A 22,918-nucleotide genomic window follows, 5' to 3' on the forward strand; every position below is an offset into this window, starting at 1 on the left:
GAGTAACTTTTATTCTTTTGTCCTCTCAATAACCTCGCGTAAACTCCGCTTATCTTAATGTAATAGTGGAAATTACTTCATGGCACTTAACAATTTATCGGCTTTAACATCGCCTTTATCTGAGTCACAATTGACTCAGTTGCAACAAGCAACAGCAGGCTTAGATGCAGTACAAACTGCATGGGTTAGTGGTTACCTAGCAGGCGTAAGCCAAGGTCCAGTAACTGCTTCAGCTCCTACACAAAGTGCAGGTCAAACGCTAACTATCCTTTACGCATCACAAACGGGTAATGCGAAAGGTGTAGCGAGTCAACTTGCTGAAAGCGCAAAAGCAGCGGGCCTTACTGTGGTCCTTAAAAACACTGCTGACTACAAAGCAAAAGCATTAAAAAATGAAACTCATTTATTAATTGTTGCTAGTACTAATGGTGAAGGTGAAGCGCCAGATGATGCGATTGAGTTCCACGAATTCTTATTAGGCAAAAAAGCACCTAAATTACCTGAACTAAAATACAGCGTATTAGCATTGGGTGACAGCAGTTACGAATTTTTCTGTCAAACAGGTAAAGACTTTGATGAACGCTTAAAAGCATTAGGCGCTAGTCAATTAGCACCTCGTGTTGACTGTGATGTCGATTATGAGAGCGAAAGTGAAGCTTGGATCTCAAATGTCGTGACAACCTTAAAAGGTGAAATGGCACAAGTAACAACAGCGGTACCAGTTACAGGTATTGCAACAGCAAGCGCAGTGAGTCAGTACTCTAAACAGAACCCATATGCTGCGGAATTTGCGTTAAGCCAAAAAATTACCGGCCGCGATTCAGCAAAAGACGTTCGCCACATAGAGATTGATTTAGGTGAGTCTGGTTTAACTTATCAAACAGGTGATGCTTTAGGTGTCTGGTTTGAAAACGATGAAGCACTGGTTGACGAGCTAATTACTGAATTAGGTTACAGCGCTGATGACAAAGTAAGTTTAACCATTTCTGGTGAGGATACAGAGTTTAGCGTAAAAGAAGCGCTATTAACGCAACTAGAAATCACCCAAACAGCACCTTCATTTATTGAGTTTTGGGCCGAGAAATCTGGTGACGACAAACTAAAAGCTATCGCAAATGATAAAAACGCTGCGCGTGAGTTTTCAGGTAACCATCAAATTATCGATGTTGTGAATCAAGCTAAAGCAGATGTTGATGCACAAACTTTCGTTGACGCATTACGTAAAATCACACCTCGTCTATACTCTATCGCTTCTGCACAAGCTGAAGTAGAAGAAGAAGTTCACTTAACTGTAGGTGTGGTGAACTATGATGCTAACGATAAAACACGTACAGGTGGCGCTTCTGGTTTCTTAGCGAATCGCTTAGAAGAAGGCCAAAAAGTACGCGTTTTTGTTGAGCATAACGATAACTTCCGCCTACCTGCATCAGATGATACTCCTGTTATTATGATCGGCCCAGGTACAGGTGTTGCGCCATTTAGAGCGTTCATGCAAGAGCGTGAAGCACGTGATGCAACAGGTGATAACTGGATGTTCTTTGGTGATCAAACCTTCACACAAGACTTCTTATATCAAGTTGAATGGCAGAATTACTTAAAATCGGGTTTGTTAACGAAAATGGACGTTGCTTTCTCTCGCGACCAAGCTGAAAAAATTTACGTACAAGACCGTTTAAAAGAAAACGCTAGCGAAGTATTCGCATGGTTAGAACGCGGCGCACACTTATACATATGTGGCGATGCTAACCGCATGGCAAAAGATGTTCACCAAACCTTGTTAGACATCATTGCAGAGCACGGCCAATTAAGCATTGAACAAGCAGAAGATTACTTAAAATCACTTAGATCTAACAAGCGTTACCAGAAGGATGTTTACTAATGAGCAACGATTTACCAAAAGTTGAAAACCCTGTACTGATTGTTGAAGGTAAACACGCCGACAATGAACGTTTAAAAGCTGAGAGTGATTTTCTTCGCGGTACTATCTTAGAAGATCTTCAAGATCGCATGACCGGTGGTTTTACTCCAGATAATTTCCAATTGATACGTACCCACGGTATGTATCAACAAGATGATCGCGATATTCGTGCTGAGCGTCAAAAGCAAAAACTTGAGCCATTACACAACGTAATGCTTAGAGCACGTTTACCTGGCGGTATTATTAATACTGAGCAATGGTTAGCGATTGATAAATTTGCTGATGATTATACATCTTACGGCAGCATTCGTTTAACGACGCGTCAAACGTTTCAATTTCACGGTGTACTAAAGCCAAACATTAAATTAATGCACCAAACACTTAATAGTGTAGGTCTTGATTCAATTGCAACGGCTGGCGATGTTAACCGTAACGTACTTTGTACCTCTAACCCAGTTGAGTCTGAACTACATCAAGAAGCTTACGAGTGGGCGACTAAACTGAGTGAACATTTGCTACCAAAGACTCGTGCTTACGCTGAAATTTGGTTAGATGAAGAACGCGTTGAAACAACAGAAGATGACGTTATTGAGCCAATTTTAGGTAGTAATTACTTACCACGTAAATTTAAAACAACGGTTGTTATTCCACCTAATAACGACATCGATGTTCATGCGAATGACTTAAACTTTGTTGCAATTAGTGAAGACGGTAAATTAATTGGCTTTAACGTGCTTGTGGGTGGTGGCTTAGCCATGACACATGGCGACAACTCAACATACCCTCGTTGTGCTGATGATTTTGGATTTATTCCAAAAGAAAAAGCATTAGATATTGCTGCCGCTGTTGTAACCACACAACGTGACTGGGGTAACCGTGTTAACCGTAAAAATGCTAAAACTAAATACACATTAGACCGTGTAGGAGCACATGCATTCCGAGAAGAAGTTGAAGCGCGTGCAGGTATTAAATTTGAAGATTCTCGTCCGTATAAATTTACACACCGTGGTGACAGCTTTGGTTGGGTAAAAGGGATTGATGGTAAAGAACACTTAACTTTATTTATCGAAAACGGCCGTATTCTTGACTTCCCGGCAGATCAATTTGAAGGTAAGCAGTTAAAAACAGGTATGCGAGAAATCGCTAAAATTCACGAAGGTGATTTCCGTTTAACAGCAAACCAAAACTTAATTATTGCTGGCGTTGATCCTAAGAACAAAGCGAATATAGAAAAAATCGCACGTGAACATGGTTTAATCAGCGACAAAGTATCAAACCAACGTATGAGCTCAATGGCTTGTGTTGCTTTTCCTACTTGCCCATTAGCAATGGCTGAAGCAGAGCGTTACTTACCTGGTCTTGTTGATGATGTTGAAGCGATTCTAGAAAAGAACAACTTAGCAGGTGAAAGCATCATCCTACGTGTTACTGGTTGTCCAAACGGTTGTGGTCGTGCAATGCTTGCTGAAATCGGTTTAGTCGGTAAAGGTCCGGGTAAATACAACATGTACCTAGGTGCAGATTTAGCAGGTACTCGAGTGCCTAAAATCTATAAAGAAAATGTTGATGAAGCAACAATATTAGCTGAAATAGATGCATTAAGTGCCCGTTGGTCTGCAGAGCGCAACGAAGGTGAAGCTTTCGGTGATTTTGTTATCCGCGCAGGTATTGTCGCTGAAGTCGTCATTTCAGCTAGGGATTTCCATGCCTAATACGTTAGATCTTGCCCATCTACTAACATTATCTAAAGCCGAGCAGACCACTGCTCTGGCTGAAGTTAATCAGTTATTAGAAAAACAGACCGCTCAACAGCGCGTTCAATGGGCGATCGACAATTTAGAAAGTGAATTTGTTTTATCATCAAGCTTTGGTATACAAGCAGCCGTCTGTTTACACATGGTAACCAGCGTAAAAGCCGACACACCAATTATATTGACTGATACAGGCTACTTATTTCCTGAAACTTATCGATTTATTGATGATTTAACAGAAAAGCTAAACTTAAATTTAAAGATATATAAAGCTGAGCATGGTCCAGCGTGGCAAGAAGCACGTTATGGAAAACTTTGGGATCAAGGTATTGATGGGTTAACCAAATACAACCAGATCAACAAAGTAGAACCAATGAAGCGGGCCTTGAAAGAGCTCAACGCTAAAACTTGGTTCTCAGGCTTACGTCGCTCACAATCTTCAAGCCGCGAAGATTTAGCAGTACTAAGCATTCAGAATAATTGCTTTAAGTTTTTACCGATTATCGATTGGACAAATAAAGAGGTTCATTATTATCTACAAGAGAATAACCTAAGCTACCACCCGTTATGGGAACAAGGTTATGTATCAGTAGGTGACGTACAAACATCTCGTCCACTAGAACTAGGCATGACAGAAGAAGAAACACGCTTCTTTGGCCTAAAACGAGAATGTGGATTACACGAAGATCCTATCGAAGAACAAGGCAGTGGGATTTAACTCCCCTCTTTCTATCTTTACTCTAAAAAAACCTCTACTTAGCTTAGAGGTTTTTTTATGCTACAGAAAAAATAAAACCTGCCGATAAGTTAATATTCACGTTGATAATTTACTTGGTATAAATATTTTATGATAAAAACAGTCGCAAGGTCGTTACTCATATTCAGCATATTTTCTAGCCACTTTTCCAGTGCGCAAGACTATGAGGTGATTCAAGTTTATACACAAGATGAATTAAATGCCTTAGTCAGAGAAAATAAACACCTGCAACGGGTCAAAGCTGACGATTGCCAATTAGTTCAGGATATTGAAGCTCACGCCTTAAAAATACAAGAACCATCATACGTATACCTATGGGGCGATATGCTCGCCTGGGGCGTCTGTGTTGACCGTGATGCCACATTAGGCATGTACTATATACATGAAGCAGCCAATAAAGGCTTACTAGCCGCGATTGAACAATTAGGCCGTTACTACAACAATGGTACCTTAGTTATCCAAGACAAAGAGAAAGCTATCCGTTACTTCAGAGAGGCAGCCCTACTGGGCCACCTAAACGCAAAAATAAACTACATCAAATTACTCAACCAAGGTTACGGCAGCCCATACGATTACGAAGAAGCCTACCACGCGCTATATAACACAGTATTCGAAAACAAAAAGGTCAAAGCAGATGCCAAGCAACAACTGGCAAAACTAGCCACAAAAATGCCAGAATATGCCATCAAAAGCGCCCAACGCAGTGAACAGTTTTAACCGGCTATTCGCTAAAATAAAACAAATAAAAGATACAGGTTAATATTCAAAAAATACTAGTCAATGGCAACAGCCATTAGACGAATCTTGGTATCAGGGAGCGCTGAGCGAAGCGAACTAATACGCCATTCACATAAAACCCAAATATGCTCATACTATTCATAAATAAAACCTAATTAGTAGCGACAGCTATCAAGCGAAGTCTAATATTCGGGGTGCATGCATCAGCCTGCAGATCTTTGTGTGTTGGATAAACGAAAGCTATCAAGCGAAGTCTAATATTCGGGGTGCATGCATCAGCTTGCAGATATTTTTGTGTCGATTTTAAAGTTTCTATATCGCTTTTCTTACAAAGCAGTAAATAAAAGTATGCCGCAAAATGGCTTAACACTGCTACTTAGAAGCCTAATTCACTTATCTATCAAAGACCAAGCTCAACACACAAAACACTGCAGGCTAAAGCCAGCGCCCCTTACAAGATGTGCCGTAAAACTTGCATTGATAACATAAATCACAAAGCCAAGAATGCTTCGTTATATCCACAAACAAAACCAAGCGACTAGCAGCAGCTATCAAGCGAAGCTTGATATTCGGGGCGCAGGCTTCAGCCTGCAGATCTTTGTGTGTTGGATAAACGAATTCTATCAAGCGAAGTCTAATATTAGGGGCGCTGGCTTTAGCCTGCAGATCTTTGTATCTCAATTTTAAAGTTTTTATATCGCTTTTCTTACAAAATAGTAAATCAAAGCATAATCCGAGAACACCTTAACTCTTATCCTTAGGTGTCTAATTCGCATATCTATCAAAGACCAAAGTCAACACACAAAACACTGCAGGCTAAAGCCAGCGCCCCTTACAAGATGTGCCGTAACTTGCATTGATAACCGTAAAACATCAAAAGATGTATCGTAATATTCATTGATAACATAAATCACAAAGCCAAGAATGCTTCGTTATATCCACAAAAAAAACCAAGCGACTAGCAGCAGCTATCAAGCGAAGCTTGATATTCGGGGCGCAGGCTTCAGCCTGCAGATCTTTGTGTGTTGGATAAACGAATTCTATCAAGCGAAGTCTAATATTAGGGGCGCAGGCTTCTGCCTGCAGATCTTTGTGTGTTGGATAAACGAATGCTATCAAGCGAAGTCTAATATTCGGGGTGCTGGCTTTAGCCTGCAGATCTTTGTGTGTTGGATAAACGAAAGCTTATCAAGCGAAGTCTAATATTCGGGGCGCAGGCTTCAGCCTGCAGATCTTTGTGTGTTGGATAAACGAAAGCTTATCAAGCGAAGTCTAATATTCGGGGGGCATGCATCAGCCTGCAGATTTTTTTGTGTCGATTTTAAAGTTTTTATATCGCTTTTCTTACAAAGCAGTAAATAAAACATACCGCAGAACGGCTTAACACTGCTACTTAGAAACCTAATTCACTTATCTATCAAAGCTCAACACACAAAACCCTGCAGACTAAAGTCAGCGCCCCGTACAAGATGTGCCGTAACTTGCATTGATAACCGTAAAACATCAAAAGATGTATCGTAATATTCATTGATAACATAAATCACAAAGCCAAGAATGCTTCGTTATATCCACAAACAAAACCAAGCGACTAGCAGCAGCTATCAAGCAAAGCTTGATATTCGGGGAGCAGGCTTCAGCTTGCAGATATTTGTGTGTTGGATAAACGAAAGCTTATCAAGCGAAGTCTAATATTAGGGGCGCTGGCTCAGCCTGCAGATCTTTGTGTGTTGGATAAACGAATTCTATCAAGCGAAGTCTAATATTAGGGGCGCTGGCTTTAGCCTGCAGATCTTTTTATCTCAATTTTAAAGTTTTTATATCGCTTTTTTACAAAGCAGTAAATAAAAACATACCGCAGAACGGCTTAACACTGCTACTTAGAAGCCTAATTCACTTATCTATCAAAGACCAAACTCAACACACAAAACACTGCAGGCTAAAGCCAGCGCCCCGTACAAGATGTGCCGTAACTTGCATTGATAACCGTAAAACATCAAAAGATGTATCATAATATTCATTGATAACATAAATCACAAAGCCAAGAATGCTTCGTTATACCCACAAAAAAAACCAAGCAACTAGCAGCAGCTATCAAGCAAAGCTTGATATTCGGGGCGCTGGCTTCAGCCTGCAGATCTTTGTGTGTTGGATAAACGAAAGCTTATCAAGCGAAGTCTAATATTAGGGGCGCTGGCTTTAGCCTGCAGATCTTTTTATCTCAATTTTAAAGTTTTTTGTATCGTTTTTCTTACAAAATAGTAAATCAAAGCATAACCCGAGAACACCTTAACTCTTATCCTTAGGTGTCTAATTTTCATATCTATCAAAGGCCAAAGTCAACACACAAAACACTGCAGGCTAAAGCCAGCGCCCCGTACAAGATGTGCCGTAACTTGCATTGATAACCGTAAAACATCAAAAGATGTATCGTAATATTCATTGATAACATAAATCACAAAGCCAAGAATGCTTCGTTATATCCACAAACAAAACCAAGCGACTAGCAGCAGCTATCAAGCGAAGCTTGATATTCGGGGCGCAGGCTTCAGCCTGCAGATCTTTGTGTGTTGGATAAACGAATGCTATCAAGCGAAGTCTAATATTAGGGGCGCTGGCTTTAGCCTGCAGATCTTTGTATGTTGGATAAACGAATGCTATCAAGCGAAGTCTAATATTCGGGGTGCATGCATCAGCCTGCAGATATTTTTGTGTCGATTTTTAAGTTTTTATATCGCTTTTCTTACAAAGCAGTAAATAAAAACATGCCGCAGAACGCCTTAACACTGCCACTTAGAAACCTAATTCACCTATCTATCAAAGACCAAACTCAACACACTGCAGGCTAAAGCCAGCGCCCCGTACAAGATGTGCCGTAACTTGCATTGATAACCGTAAAACATCAAAAGATGTATCGTAATATTCATTGATAACATAAATCACAAAGCCAAGAATGCTTCGTTATATCCACAAACAAAACCAAGCGACTAGCAGCAGCTATCAAGCAAAGCTTGATATTCGGGGCGCAGGCTTCAGCCTGCAGTACTTTGTGTGTTGGATAAACGAATTCTATCAAGCGAAGTCTAATATTAGGGGCGCATGCTTTCGCCTGCAGATATTTTTGTGTCGATTTTTAAGTTTTTATATCGTTTTTTTACAAAGCAGTAAATAAAAGCATGCCGCAGAACGGCTTAACACTGCTACTTAGAAGCCTAATTCACTTATCTATCAAAGCTCAACACACAAAACCCTGCAGACTAAAGTCAGCGCCCCGTACAAGATGTGCCGTAACTTGCATTGATAACCGTAAAACATCAAAAGATGTATCGTAATATTCATTGATAACATAAATCACAAAGCCAAGAATGCTTCGTTATATCCACAAACAAAACCAAGCGACTAGCAGTAGCTATCAAGCGAAGCTTGATATTCGGGGCGCAGGCTTCAGCCTGCAGTTCTTTGTGTGTTGGATAAACGAATGCTATCAAGCGAAGTCTAATATTAGGGGCGCTGGCTTTAGCCTGCAGATCTTTGTGTGTTGGATAAACGAATTCTATCAAGCGAAGTCTAATATTAGGGGCGCTGGCTTTAGCCTGCAGATCTTTTTATCTCAATTTTAAAGTTTTTATATCGTTTTTTTACAAAGCAGTAAATAAAAACATACCGCAGAACGTCTTAACACTGCTACTCGGAAACCTAATTCACTTATCTATCAAAGACCAAACTCAACACACAACCCCCTGCAGGCTAAAGCCAGCGCCCCTTAAAAGATGTATCACAACTTTGGTAGAGCTTCGATAATTATAAAATGAAAAAATGTGTCGTTATTAACAAGGCAGATTCAAGTCTGAAGTGCATAACGACTAAGCAGCTATAGCTGCCATATGTTCAGCCATTAATTTGGCTGGCGTATTGTAATCTAATTTCTTTCTTGGTCTTTCATTGAGTTTCACTATTACATCTTTTACTGCCCAATTCGATACTTTTCTAAAGTCGATAGATTTCGGCCAATATTGTCTTAATAAACCATTTGTATTTTCATTCAAACCGCGTTGCCATGAACAGTATGGATCTGCAAAATAAACTGCACACTTTAAATTTTTGGTTAACTCTTTGTGATAAGCGAACTCTTTACCGTTATCAGCGGTAATGGTTAACACTGCATCTTCAAATGGTTTTAATAATGCAATCGTAGCCGCAGTGACCGTCTTTGCTGATTTATCATTAATACGTGTCGATACTGTAAAACGTGTTTTACGCTCAACAATAGTCACCAATGCGCCGCAGTGTCCTTTACCAATGACTAAATCTATTTCCCAATCACCAACTCGGCTACGTGTGTCAACGATACTAGGTCGCTCATCGATGCTGACGCGGTTCTTGATAAAACCTCGACCAGCTTGCTTATCTTTATTGCGCGCTTGGTAAGCTTTGCCTTTTCGGCGTAGATGTTGGAATAATTGACCACCATTCCGCTTATCGGAGTAAATATGTTGGTAAATAGTTTCATAGCTAATACTGATGCCACGCTCTTTCTTAAGCCATCCTGAAATTTGTTCAGGGCTCCATTTATCATCTAGTTTTATATTTATTAATGCAATCAGAATAGATGTCATTTTTATTGCTTTACGGGCTTCAATACGGCGTTTAACTGTTGCTTGTTGAGCTTGATTAATACGGTAACCTCGCTTGCCTGTATTACGAGCAAACTCTCTACTAAGGGTCGATTGATTCACATTCAATTGTTTAGCTATTTTATTTTGACTCATGCCTATTTTCTTTAGGGCATAAATCTGGCATCGTTGCGCATAGGTCAGTTGTTTATATGTTTTCATTGTTGCATCTCTTGCCGGAGAAAAAGCGATAAGCATATATTCAGCTGATCGTCTTTTCTACCAATTCAAGTTATGCACTTATGATCTGAATCCAAGCAATAAAGTACGGAACATTCTGTAGTTTTCTCTATCTTTTAGCATCGTACAAACATTTTCTTTCGCGTATAAAAAAAGAGAGCCTAAGCTCTCTTTTTTGAATGTAGTTTAAAAACTATAAAGAGTAATTATTACTCGATGATTATAGAAACAAGCACCTACGTCTTTACAGGTATAGCGCCACTTTCACGTATAGCGAAACATGATACGTAAAAGATTTTAATAAATAACACTTTATTTAACCCATAAAAAAAGAGAGCCTAAGCTCTCTTTTTTAAATGTAGTTTAAAAACTATAAAGAGTAATTATTACTCGATGATTATAGAAACAAGCACCTACGTCTTTACAGGTATAGCGCCACTTTCACGTATAGCGAAACATGATACGTAAAAGATTTTAATAAATAACACTTTATTTAACCCATAAAAAAAGAGAGCCTAAGCTCTCTTTTTAAAATGTAGTTTAAAAACTATAAAGAGTAATTATTACTCGATGATAGTAGAAACAACACCAGCACCTACAGTACGGCCACCTTCACGGATAGCGAAACGTAGACCTTCATCCATAGCGATTGGACCAATTAGTTCAACAACGAACTTAAGGTTATCACCAGGCATTACCATTTCTACACCTTCTGGAAGCTCAACAGCACCAGTGATGTCAGTTGTACGGAAGTAGAACTGTGGACGGTAACCTTTGAAGAATGGAGTGTGACGACCACCTTCATCTTTACTTAGTACGTATACTTCAGATTCGAACTTAGTGTGTGGCTTGATAGAACCAGGCTTAGCTAGTACTTGACCACGTTCAACGTCTTCACGCTTAGTACCACGTAGAAGAACACCAACGTTCTCACCAGCACGACCTTCGTCAAGAAGTTTACGGAACATCTCAACACCAGTACATGTAGTAGTAACAGTATCTTTAAGACCAACGATTTCTACAGACTCACCAACTTTGATGATACCGCGTTCAACACGACCAGTAACAACAGTACCACGACCAGCGATTGAGAATACATCTTCAATAGGAAGGATGAATGGCTTATCGATGTCACGCTCTGGCTCAGGGATGTAAGAATCTAGTGCGTCAGCAAGTTCAACGATCTTGTCTTCCCACTCAGCTTCACCTTCAAGAGCTTTAAGAGCAGAACCAAGGATAACTGGTAGGTCATCACCTGGGAAGTCGTATTCAGAAAGAAGTTCACGAACTTCCATTTCTACTAATTCTAGTAGCTCTTCATCATCAACCATGTCACATTTGTTTAAGAAAACAACTAAGTGTGGAACACCAACTTGACGAGAAAGTAGGATGTGCTCACGAGTTTGTGGCATAGGACCATCTGTAGCAGCAACAACTAAGATACCACCATCCATTTGAGCAGCACCAGTGATCATGTTTTTAACGTAATCGGCGTGTCCAGGACAGTCTACGTGTGCGTAGTGACGAGTTTCTGTATCGTATTCGATGTGAGAAGTATTGATTGTAATACCACGTTCACGCTCTTCTGGAGCATTATCGATAGAAGAGAAATCTTTAGTGTCGCCACCAAATTTCTTAGTTAATACAGCAGAGATTGCAGCTGTTAAAGTAGTTTTACCATGGTCAACGTGGCCGATTGTACCTACGTTTACATGTGGTTTATTACGTTCAAATTTTTCTTTAGACACAGTGTGTACCTTCTTTATCAGTAAATACCTCTCCACATGCCATCACATGGAAAGGCGTTAGTTTAATTTATTTTTTATTTCGCTTCAATAATTGCGTTAGCAATTTTTTTAGGCGCATCGGCATATTCTAAAAATTCCATCGAATAAGATGCACGACCCTGCGTTGCTGAGCGAACTGCGGTAGCATAACCGAACATTTCAGACAGCGGTACCTTAGCATGAACGATTTTAACGCCACCAGGGCCATCGTCCATTCCTTCAATAATACCTCGACGACCATTAAGATCCCCGACTACAGTGCCCATCCATTCTTCTGGAGTAGTTACTTCCACTTTCATCAGAGGCTCAAGGATTGTAGCATCAGCTTTTAATGCCCCATCTCTGAAACCCATCATGGCAGCAATTTTAAAGGCCATTTCGCTAGAGTCAACCTCATGGTAAGAACCATTTAATAAAGTTACTCGAACGTCAAGCATTGGGAAGCCAGCAAGTACACCTTGGTTCATTTGTTCTTCACAGCCTTTGCTCACTGCTGGAATGTATTCTTTAGGAATTACATTGTCAGCCATTTTGTTCACAAATTCAAAACCAGCACCACTCTCAAGTGGTTCTAATTTTAATTGGACGTGGCCATAGTGGCTCGGTCCTTCGCCTTGACGAATAAATTTACCTTCGATCTCAACCGATTTACGGATGGTTTCACGGTAAGCTACTTGTGGATTACCCACGTTACAGTTCACGGAGAACTCGCGACGCATACGGTCAACAATGATATCAAGGTGAAGTTCACCCATACCAGAGATCAGTATTTGTCCAGACTCTTCATTCGTTTCAACACGGAATGAAGGATCCTCAGCAGAAAGTTTATCTAGTGCTAGCGTTAATTTATCTTGGTCAGCCTTAGTTTTAGGCTCAACCGCGATTTGAATAACCGGTTCAGGGAAATCCATACGCTCAAGTATAATATTCTGCCCAGCAGCACAAAGCGTGTCCCCCGTAGTGACGTCTTTAAGACCGATCGCAGCGGCGATATCACCAGCGCGAACTTCTTTGACTTCCTTACGTTCGTTAGCGTGCATCTGTACGATACGCCCTAAACGCTCTTTTTTGCCTTTAATAGGATTATAAACTTGGTCACCAGACTTAACTACGCCTGAGTACACACGCATAAACGTTAACGTTCCCACGAATGGGTCTGTTGCAATTTTAAATGCGAGTGCTGCAAATGGTGCATCATCAGAAGCAGGACATTCAATCTCTTTATCATTGTGGGCATTGATAGCTTTAATCGCTTCAACTTCCACTGGAGAAGGTAAATAATCGATAACCGCATCTAGCACTGCTTGAACACCTTTATTTTTAAAGGCACTGCCACATGTTGCTAAAACGATTTCGTTATTTAACGTACGAATACGTAAACCTGCTTTGATTTCTTCTTCTGAAAGCTCACCTTCTTCAAGGTATTTTTCCATCAGATCATCATTTGCTTCTGCAGCTGTATCTACTAGCTCTTCGTGCAAAGCTTGCGCGTGCTCTAGTAGATCAGCAGGGATTTCATCATATTCAAATGTCATCCCTTGATCTGCATCGTTCCAATTAATTGCTTTCATTTTAATGAGGTCAATAACCCCACGGAACTCTTCTTCTGCACCAATATTCAAATGAATAGGTACACAAGTAGCCCCAAGGCGATTACGAATTTGCTCAAGTACAGCCTCAAAGTCAGCCCCTGTTCTGTCCATCTTGTTAACAAATACAACACGTGGAACGTGGTATTTATTAGCTTGACGCCAAACGGTCTCTGATTGTGGTTCTACACCTGATGTGCCACAAAATACAACTACAGCGCCATCTAACACACGCAAAGAGCGTTCAACTTCAATGGTGAAGTCTACATGCCCAGGTGTATCGATGATATTAATGCGGTGCTGTTCATACTGATTTTGCATGCCCTGCCAGAAAGTAGTAGTGGCAGCAGATGTGATAGTGATACCACGCTCCTGCTCTTGCTCCATCCAGTCCATTGTTGCTGCACCGTCGTGAACTTCACCAATACGGTGAGATACGCCAGTGTAGAACAATACACGCTCTGTAGTAGTAGTTTTACCTGCATCAACATGAGCTACAATACCGATATTACGGTAACGCTCAATTGGAGTAGTACGTGACAATGCAATGTCCTTTTTAAATAAAGCTTTGTGCAAATAGAAACGAAAAAGCACAGGCTAAAGCCTGTGCTAAATACTTTCTACCAACGGTAGTGAGCAAACGCTTTGTTTGCATCAGCCATACGGTGAACGTCTTCACGTTTCTTAACCGCAGAACCTTTGTTATCTGCTGCATCTACTAGCTCACCAGCTAGACGTAATGCCATTGATTTTTCACCACGCTTACGAGAAGCTTCAACTAACCAACGCATTGCAAGAGCATTACGACGAGAAGGACGAACTTCTACAGGAACTTGGTATGTTGAACCACCAACACGACGAGATTTAACCTCTACGCTTGGGCGGATGTTTTCTAGAGCTACTTCAAAAAGTTCCATTGGATCTTTGCTGCTTTTTTCAGCTGCAGTTTCCAATGCACCGTAAACGATTTTTTCTGAAATAGATTTTTTTCCGTCAACCATTACTACGTTAACGAATTTTGTTAGGATTTCTGATCCAAACTTAGGATCTGGTAGTACTTTACGAGTAGCTACGACGCGTCTTCTTGGCATCTTATTATCTCCGTGCGCTTCAGGATTTTACCCAAAACATATTAAAATTAAATAGTGTTTGTTTGGCCTTACTTACGGAAAGTATTAAGATTTAGGCTTTTTAGCACCGTATTTAGAACGACCGTTACGACGTGCTGCAACACCTGAAGTATCAAGTGCACCACGAATTGTATGGTAACGAACACCCGGTAAATCTTTTACACGACCGCCGCGGATCAAGATTACACTATGCTCTTGCAAGTTATGGCCTTCACCACCGATGTACGAAGTTACTTCGAAACCGTTAGTTAGACGTACACGAGCAACTTTACGCATTGCCGAGTTAGGTTTTTTTGGTGTAGTAGTATATACACGAGTACATACACCACGTTTTTGTGGACACGCTTCTAGCGCAGGAACGTTAGTTTTTTGAACTTTGTCCTTACGCGGTTTGCGTACCAATTGTGAAATTGTTGCCATTGTTAAATAGCTCCTAAGTGTGTGTGAAAAATCAAGCCCTATAAATTAGGGTCGCAAGAGTTTACGCTGAATAGAATGGCGAGTCAATAATTAGGCAATTGTGTTTTTGCTCACACAATAAAAAAATAAGAAGGTATAAAAGAAAAAATCTATAATTAGCGAATAAAGCATTAGTAAATCAACAAGATAACTAAGGTTTTAGGTAAATTTAAGACCAACTTAATTGACTTTTACATTGCACCGTTAATGCAACAAATTCACTGTAATCGATTAGTTTACCGCATTTTGCTTCAATAGCACGCGCATCGACATCAGGCTTTAACACAAATAAACGTTTACTTTCATGCAGTTGCAACAATTTACCCTGTATATCTGTATTGGCAGCACTCGCAATCACCGCATCGTTAAGCAGCAACACAAGGTCATCATCTCCTAACTGCTTAACACAGTCAGATAATGCAAAAGAACTGAAGGGTGAACGACTAACCGTATGTAATATCATTTAAAAACTCATTAATTGATCTTGTTCAGCGAGATGCTGCTTAATCTCATCAGTACTTAGCAACTCAGTTTTAATAACCAATTGTTCTACTGAAATATTACGTAGAGCAAGCGAACTAGCACAAACATAAACCTGTTCAATATCGTATAGGTCAAACATCTTCAACATAGGCTGAAAATCTTTTTGTAAAATACTGTCTGCTTGATGCTTTTTTAATAACTGATAAACCCCATCACCTATAAAAAAAACACTAAGCGACTCATTATAGGCCGATAATGCTAAGGTTAAATCCAACGCTTCACGGGCATCGCTGCGGCCATGTGGTGCTTGGCGATTAACAATACCAATTTTCTTTTCCATATAACGTCCCTTAAAACTGTATTAGTCGGTCACAACTAGCAGATAATTCAGCCAACTGCCCTAACCCACTCAACACAAACGGTGCTTTAAGGTTGTAATGCTGTAAATCTAACTGCTTAGCTTCAGTCTCATTAACAATACCGCGACGTAAAGAGGCTGAGACACAAACTTCTAATCGAAAGTTATATTGGGTTGCTAAAGCAGCCCAGCGATCAGGCAAATTCACCTCATCGCTGGCAGGACTAATTAAATGACTTGCAGTTAACACACCATCCAAGTAAAAAAATACACCTGAAATATGATGTCCAGCAGACAAAGCCGCTTCGCAGAACTGTAACGCCGTCGATGCACTTTGATCGCTCGCTGGATTACCCGTTACTAGCAAAGAAAATTTAATATCCTGAGAGTCAGACATAATTAGCCTTTAAGCAGTGTAAGCAACAGCTTCAACTTCAACTAATACGTCTTTTGGTAAACGTGCAACTTCGATGCATGAACGAGCAGGCGCTAATTCAGCAAAGTACTTACCGTAAACTTCATTAAATGCAACAAAGTCATTCATATCTTTAATGAAACAAGTTGTTTTAACAACAGTCTTTGCAGAAGCACCCGCTTCTTCTAATACAGCCATTAAGTTTTTCATTACTTGCTCAGCTTGCTCAGTAACGCCACCAGCAACAACTTCCATTGAAACAGGATCTAATGGGATTTGACCAGAAGTGAATACTAAATTACCTAATTGATTAGCTTGTGAATAAGGACCAATTGCCGCAGGCGCTTTTTCAGTATTAATAATTGTTTTAGTTGTCATGAGATACTTCCTTTATGAATGAAATTTCGTGCCAGTATATTGAAGTAGAAGCACAATAAAAACAAGACAAAAGGACCGCTATTTATCATCATTCTAATGCCAATTAGAGAAATCAATTAACACCTACATATAAAACCAAAAGAAGCAGGCTGAAAAAAGGAATCGCAGAGCTCTTCCGCTCATAATACTAGGCTGTCACCTAATTCGCCCAGCGCCCCAAGGTCAAAACATGCTTCGTAACTTTTATAGATAATATAAATAATAAAACTACAATTGTTTCGTTAAATTAAGAAACAAACACAAATGAGAAGCGGCAACTATCAGACAAAGTCTGATATTAGGGGCGCATGCTTCAGCTTGCAGATCTTTATGTGTTAATGGTTAAAGTTTTTATCTCGCTTTCCTACAAAGCAATAAGCCAAATCAACACACAACCCCACTGCAGACTAAAGTCAGCGCCCCTTAAAAGATGTGTCGTAACCTTCATTAATGTTGATAAAAAGCAGAAGGTGTTTCGTATGATTCATAGATAAACGCTAATTAGTAGCGATAGCTATCAAGCGAAGCCTGATATTAGGGGCGCATGCTTCAGCTTGCAGATCTTTTTGTGTTGGATAAACGAAAAAAGTAGCGGTAGCTATCAAGCGAAGCTTGATATTAGGGGCGCTGGCTTTAGCCTGCCAGTATGCGAGTTATCGCATACAACTATTAGCCACCGTTGAGCGAAGCGAACTAATGCACAATTCAAAACGCTAAAATTCAACACACAAAACACATGCAGGCTGAAAAAAGGAATCGCAGAGCTCTTCCGCTCATAATACTAGGCTGTCACCTAATTCGCCCAGCGCTCCAAAATCAACACACAAAACACCGCAGGCTGAAGCCAGCGCCCCTTAAAAGATGTGTCGTAGCTTTCATAGAGTTAATAACAAAGCCAAAATATATTTTGTCATATCTACAAAAAACACAAATGAGAAGCGGCAACTATCAGACAAAGTCTGATATTAGGGGCGCATGCTTCAGCTTGCAGATCTTTTGTGTTAATGATTAAAGTTTCTATACCGGTTTCTTACAAACCAATAAACCCAAATCAACACACAAACACCGCAGGCTGAAGCCAGGGCCCCTTAAAAGATGTGTCGTAACCTTCATTAATGTCGATAAAAAGCAGAAGGTGTTTCGTATGATTCATAGATAAACGCTAATTAGTAGCGGCAGCTATCAGACAAAGTCTGATATTAGGGACGCTGGCTTCAGCTTGCAGATCTTTTGTGTTAATGATTAAAGTTTCTATACCGGTTTCTTACAAACCAATAAACCCAAATCAACACACAAACACCGCAGGCTGAAGCCAGCGCCCCGAAAAGATGTGTCGTAGCTTTCATTGATGTCGATAAAAAACCAGAAGGTGTTGCGTATGATTCATAGATAAACGCTAATTAGAAGCGGCAGCTATCAGACAAAGTCTGATATTAGGGGCGCATGCTTCAGCTTGCAGATCTTTTGTGTTAATGATTAAAGTTTCTATACCGGTTTCTTACAAACCAATAAACCCAAATCAACACACAAAACACTGCAGGCTGAAGCCAGCGCCCCGAAAAGATGTATCGTAGTTTTCATAGAGTTAATAACAAAGCCAAAATATATTTTGTCATATCTACAAAAAACACAAATGAGAAGCGGCAACTATCAGACAAAGTCTGATATTAGGGGCGCATGCTTCAGCTTGCAGATCTTTTGTGTTAATGATTAAAGTTTCTATACCGGTTTCTTACAAACCAATAAACCCAAATCAACACACAAACACCGCAGGCTGAAGCCAGCGCCCCTTAAAAGATGTGTCGTAGCTTTCATTGATGTCGATAAAAAGCCAGAAGGTGTTGCGTATGATTCATAGATAAACGCTAATTAGTAGCTACAGCTATCAAGCGAAGCTTGATATTAGGGGCGCTGGCTTTAGCCTGCCAGTATGCGAGTTATCGCATACAACTATTAGCCACGTTGAGCGAAGCGAACTAATGCACAATTCAAAATGCTAAAATTCAACACACAAAACACATGCAGGCTGAAAAAAGGAATAGCAGAGCTCTTCCGCTCATAATACTAGGCTGTCACCTAATTCGCCCAGCGCTCCAAAATCAACACACAAAACACTGCAGGCTAAAGCCAGCGCCCCGAAAAGATGTATCGTAGTTTTCATAGAGTTAATAACAAAGCCAAAATATATTTTGTCATATCTACAAAAAACACAAATGAGAAGCAGCAGCTATCAGACAAAGTCTGATATTAGGGGCGCATGCTTCAGCTTGCAGATCTTTTGTGTTAATGATTAAAGTTTCTATACCGGTTTCTTACAAACCAATAAACCCAAATCAACACACAAACACCGCAGGCTGAAGCATGCGCCCCTTAAAAGATGTCTCGTAGCTTTCATTGATGTCGATAAAAAGCCAAAAGGTGTTGCGTATGATTCATAGATAAACGCTAATTAGTAGCGACAGCTATCAAGCGAAGCATGATATTAGGGGCGCATGCTTCAGCTTGCAGATCTTTTTGTGTTGGATAAACGAAAAAAGTAGCGGCAGCTATCAGACAAAGTCTGATATTAGGGGCGCATGCTTTAGCTTGCAGATCTTTTGTGTTAATGGTTAAAGTTTCTATACCGGTTTCTTACAAACCAATAAACCCAAATCAACACACAAACACTGCAGGCTAAAGCCAGCGCCCCTTAAAAGATGTGTCGTAGCTTTCATTGATGTCGATAAAAAGCCAGCAGGTGTTGCGTATGATTCATAGATAAACGCTAATTAGCAGCGATAGCTATCAAGCAAAGTCTGATATTAGGGGCGCATGCTTTAGCTTGCAGATCTTTTGTGTTAATGATTAAAGTTTCTATACCGGTTTCTTACAAACCAATAAACCCAAATCAACACACAAAACACCGCAGGCTGAAGCCAGCGCCCCTTAAAAGATGTGTCGTAGCTTTCATTGATGTCGATAAAAAGCCAGAAGGTGTTGCGTATGATTCATAGATAAACCCTAATTAGCAGCGATAGCTATCAAGCAAAGCCTGATATTAGGGGCGCATGCTTTAGCCTGCCAGTATGCGAGTTATCGCATACAACTATTAGCCACGTTGAGCGAAGCGAACTAATGCACAATTCAAAATGCTAAAATTCAACACACAAAACACTTCAGGCTGAAAAAAGGAATAGCAGAGCTCTTCCGCTCATAATACTAGGCTGTCACCTAATTCGCCCAGCGCCCCGAAAAGATGTGTCGTAACCTTCATTAATCACGATAAAACCAAAGCTTTACAACCCCTCGTATACTGTAATAGCTTCTTGCAGATTATCATAAAAAACCAATTCGCCTTGATGTAAAATAATGGCGCTATCGCAGAACTCTTCTATCTCTTTGAGATCGTGGCTAACCATAATCACGTTAGCGGTTTTACGTTTATCCAATAACGCTTGGCGGGCTTTTTTACGGAATTTTTGATCACCAACTGACGTCGCTTCATCAATCAAATACACTTCAAAATCAATGGCGATACAACAACCAAAAGCCAAACGTGAACGCATACCGCTTGAATAGCTTTTTACAGGCAAATCATATTTAATGCCTAACTCCGCAAACTGTTTTACCTTCTCTTCATATTCATCTAAATTCTCAACACCATTTACACGGCCAATAAAACGAGTATTTTCACGTCCTGTCATTTGAGGATGAATACCAGATGCTAACGCCACCGGCCATGAAATGGCCTTATCAGTTACCACCTTGCCTTTATTAGGATACTCACTCCCCGCTAGAATGCGGAACAGAGTTGACTTACCCGCACCATTCGACCCTAAAATCCCAATATTGTGACCATCAGGAATAGTAAAATTAATATTCTTAAAAATATATTGAGGGCCTAAATCGGAAGGATAATACTTAGTGAGGTTGTGTAATTTAATCATAGGTTGGCATAAAACTTTGTTATAAAGTGGATGGTTAGCTTATCGTTATTAACAAACAGGGGCAAGATAACGATAAGCAAAACACAACAATCATATTAAAAGCATGCACTAAACCAGCGCACCACGCTAACCAACAAGTCTAACGTTCAAAAACGAATTTAGAGACATTCTCTTGCAGTTTTTTAGCAATAGTAATTTGCGAAATAGCCTCATGCTTCGCAGATTCAGCTTTACTGTTCGTCTCATTCGCTAACATTGCAATCTTATTAATATTTTTATCTAACTCGGCGACAGTCACTGCTTGCTCTTCAGTTGCAGTAGAGATTAAATAACTCAAATCCTGTACTTCAGACATTTTACTTTCAAAGCTAGCAATAATTTCATCAGCTAATTTAGCTTGCTTAAGACTCTCATTAACCAGCCCTTCACTCTTAGTAGTCGCTTCAACGGTTAACTTAGAATCTAAAGTCATTGCTGATATTTTTTGTTGAATCTCTAAAGTCGACACCTGAGTACGTGTTGCTAACGTACGCACCTCATCTGCCACGACAGAGAAACCTCTACCCTGCTCTCCGGCACGCGCAGCTTCAATCGCTGCATTCAAAGCTAACAAGTTAGTTTGATCGGCAATTTCAGTAATAGTATCAACAATATCTTCAATGCTTTTTACGCCATTGTGCAAATCATTAATCGCAGATAACGTCACTTTAGTTTGCGAAGCAACTTGCTCAATACTCTTATGGTTATCTAATACACGTTGACGACCACTCTTAGATAACTCAACCGCATTAATAACCGCTTCGTGCGTTTTCTCAGTATGCTGAGCTACCTCATTGGCAGTTGAACTCATCTCTACCAGCGCCGTCGCGACCATGTTTAATTCATCTTTTTGCTGATTAACAATTTCTAAAGTGCCCGTTGAACTATCAACAACAGAATCAACAGAGGCTTCCACTTGTTTAGAAGAATCTTCAATATTCAACACAGTTTGTTTTAAGTTATTAATCACCTTACTCAAATAATTATTAAGCTGTCCAAATTCATCATTAGATTTAGAAGGTGGAATATTGCGTAATACACCTTGTGATAACGCATCAAGTTCGCCCATGAACTGTTTAATTGATTGGCGAATCAAGCGAGTCATCGCAATAGACAACAAAACAATACCGATTAAAATGGAAATCCCCACAATAATACTTAAGTTGTTTTGGCTTTCCGTACTGCTGTTAATTTCACTCGCTAACTTACGGTTTTGAGCAAAAGACTTATCTAACAATAAGCCCGTTAATATACTGGCATTATTTGTTTCTGCCTGTAACGTCGCAAAATCTGCTTGCTGCTGTTTTATCAAAGCAAGTCGTTGCTCTTGAATAGCTAACAACCCAGTATCACCTTCAATGGCATCCAATAAAGACAGCGTTAACTCAGATAATTGACGAACAAAGCTTTGATAAAAAGCATCATTTGACGCAAAAATTAGAGAAGGTAATAGCGTTGAATGTTGATTCTGCCAGCCGACAAACTGCCCACGGCTAACCGTTAAATCTTCTAATGAGGTCGCATTGGCAGTTTTTTCAATAATTAACATCCCAGCAATCACCGACCCATTAACTTCATTCACAATAGAAATCGTCGCTTCATCTTCAAGCTCAATTAACGTATCTGATAAAAGGGGAGCAATTTTCTCTAACAATGCATCTAGCGTCATCGTTATATCATGAGCCTTTTCAATGGCATCAACTACTTTGGCTTGTTTATCAATGAGTAAAGTAGATTGCGTATTAACGGTTTGCATATTGCTATTAAGTTGCGACAAGGCATCGTCAACAATGCCAGAAAATTCACTGCTTAATTGCAGCTCACCAAACTCTTTAAGCGTTGTTGCAATCAACTGATTATTTGCACTTAGCTGACTAGCCGTTTCTTTATATTCATTTGGCGTATGGCTAGATAGTAACTTGAGGATCAATGGTTCAGTCGCATTCACTAACTCATTGGTCTTTGAGGAGTAATTAATAACAGGAGCAGATTCGTTGTTAATCAGGGTTAAACCTACGATAACTTGCTTACCATTAATAAAGCTAAACAACACCATACCAATAAAAAGCACACCAATTAATGTAAAGCTTAAAATGATTTTAGTGGAGAGGTTAATATTAAAAATTTTCATAAATCCGTTTCACCTGCTAGTAGTGTCCATTTCCATTATAGACACTTTTTAATGATACTATTGGACTACATTTTTTACATTTTGTAAATTCAAACATCACAAAACTATAACCAATTGATTAGTATATGTAATCGCGGGTATTATACTAAAACTCTGAATAAGAAGCTGTG

At 39.9% G+C, this 22,918-nt stretch carries 15 protein-coding genes; 4 read left to right on the forward strand and 11 right to left on the reverse strand.

Features of this window, described 5'->3' with window-relative positions; translation table 11 throughout:
* The first annotated feature begins 79 nt into the window (after positions 1 to 79).
* From AC0L3W_RS10705 to AC0L3W_RS10720, 4 genes are all read left to right on the forward strand, one after another.
* On the forward strand, positions 80 to 1,879 hold the full coding sequence (locus AC0L3W_RS10705; RefSeq protein WP_409438927.1) for an assimilatory sulfite reductase (NADPH) flavoprotein subunit: 1,800 nt from the start codon (positions 80 to 82) through the stop codon (positions 1,877 to 1,879).
* On the forward strand, positions 1,879 to 3,630 hold the full coding sequence (gene cysI, locus AC0L3W_RS10710; protein ID WP_409438926.1) for an assimilatory sulfite reductase (NADPH) hemoprotein subunit: 1,752 nt from the start codon (positions 1,879 to 1,881) through the stop codon (positions 3,628 to 3,630). The genes AC0L3W_RS10705 and cysI overlap by 1 nt, the downstream gene beginning before the upstream one ends.
* Positions 3,623 to 4,387: a phosphoadenylyl-sulfate reductase gene (locus AC0L3W_RS10715; RefSeq protein ID WP_290040652.1), complete on the forward strand. Its 765-nt coding sequence runs from the start codon at positions 3,623 to 3,625 to the stop codon at positions 4,385 to 4,387. The genes cysI and AC0L3W_RS10715 overlap by 8 nt, the downstream gene beginning before the upstream one ends.
* 129 nt (positions 4,388 to 4,516) lie before the next feature.
* Positions 4,517 to 5,143: a tetratricopeptide repeat protein gene (locus AC0L3W_RS10720; protein WP_409438925.1), complete on the forward strand. Its 627-nt coding sequence runs from the start codon at positions 4,517 to 4,519 to the stop codon at positions 5,141 to 5,143.
* Between the two features lie 3,881 nt (positions 5,144 to 9,024).
* Here AC0L3W_RS10720 and AC0L3W_RS10725 read toward each other — a convergent pair.
* From AC0L3W_RS10725 to AC0L3W_RS10775, 11 genes are all read right to left on the reverse strand, one after another.
* Positions 9,025 to 9,996 carry an IS30 family transposase gene (locus tag AC0L3W_RS10725; RefSeq protein ID WP_409438924.1) on the reverse strand — a complete coding sequence of 324 codons (972 nt, stop codon included), beginning with the start codon at positions 9,994 to 9,996 and terminating at the stop codon, positions 9,025 to 9,027.
* A 581-nt stretch (positions 9,997 to 10,577) separates the two neighbouring features.
* Complete coding sequence (gene tuf, locus AC0L3W_RS10730; protein ID WP_290040656.1) at positions 10,578 to 11,762, reverse strand: elongation factor Tu; 1,185 nt, start codon at positions 11,760 to 11,762, stop codon at positions 10,578 to 10,580.
* A 74-nt stretch (positions 11,763 to 11,836) separates the two neighbouring features.
* Entirely contained in the window at positions 11,837 to 13,933 is a 2,097-nt protein-coding gene (fusA, locus tag AC0L3W_RS10735) for an elongation factor G (protein ID WP_409438923.1), read from the reverse strand.
* 77 nt (positions 13,934 to 14,010) lie between these two features.
* Positions 14,011 to 14,481 carry a 30S ribosomal protein S7 gene (gene rpsG, locus AC0L3W_RS10740; protein ID WP_113820545.1) on the reverse strand — a complete coding sequence of 157 codons (471 nt, stop codon included), beginning with the start codon at positions 14,479 to 14,481 and terminating at the stop codon, positions 14,011 to 14,013.
* Between the two features lie 84 nt (positions 14,482 to 14,565).
* The gene (gene rpsL, locus AC0L3W_RS10745; RefSeq protein ID WP_025565709.1) at positions 14,566 to 14,940 is read right to left on the reverse strand and encodes a 30S ribosomal protein S12; all 375 of its coding nucleotides are present in this window, start codon (positions 14,938 to 14,940) and stop codon (positions 14,566 to 14,568) included.
* Between the two features lie 208 nt (positions 14,941 to 15,148).
* Positions 15,149 to 15,442, reverse strand: coding sequence for a sulfurtransferase complex subunit TusB (gene tusB, locus AC0L3W_RS10750; protein WP_409438922.1), 294 nt, complete (start codon positions 15,440 to 15,442; stop codon positions 15,149 to 15,151).
* The gene (gene tusC, locus AC0L3W_RS10755; RefSeq protein ID WP_290040662.1) at positions 15,443 to 15,802 is read right to left on the reverse strand and encodes a sulfurtransferase complex subunit TusC; all 360 of its coding nucleotides are present in this window, start codon (positions 15,800 to 15,802) and stop codon (positions 15,443 to 15,445) included.
* Between the two features lie 10 nt (positions 15,803 to 15,812).
* Positions 15,813 to 16,217: a sulfurtransferase complex subunit TusD gene (gene tusD / locus AC0L3W_RS10760; protein WP_409438921.1), complete on the reverse strand. Its 405-nt coding sequence runs from the start codon at positions 16,215 to 16,217 to the stop codon at positions 15,813 to 15,815.
* A 9-nt stretch (positions 16,218 to 16,226) separates the two neighbouring features.
* A complete protein-coding gene (locus AC0L3W_RS10765; protein ID WP_333388668.1) occupies positions 16,227 to 16,613 on the reverse strand; it encodes a RidA family protein in 387 nt (128 codons plus the stop codon).
* A 3,314-nt stretch (positions 16,614 to 19,927) separates the two neighbouring features.
* The gene (locus tag AC0L3W_RS10770) at positions 19,928 to 20,578 is read right to left on the reverse strand and encodes an ABC transporter ATP-binding protein (RefSeq protein ID WP_290040667.1); all 651 of its coding nucleotides are present in this window, start codon (positions 20,576 to 20,578) and stop codon (positions 19,928 to 19,930) included.
* A gap of 139 nt (positions 20,579 to 20,717) precedes the next feature.
* Positions 20,718 to 22,748: a HAMP domain-containing methyl-accepting chemotaxis protein gene (locus AC0L3W_RS10775; protein WP_409438920.1), complete on the reverse strand. Its 2,031-nt coding sequence runs from the start codon at positions 22,746 to 22,748 to the stop codon at positions 20,718 to 20,720.
* Between the last annotated feature and the right edge of the window lie 170 nt (positions 22,749 to 22,918).

The organism is Psychromonas sp. KJ10-5 (assembly GCF_055808325.1).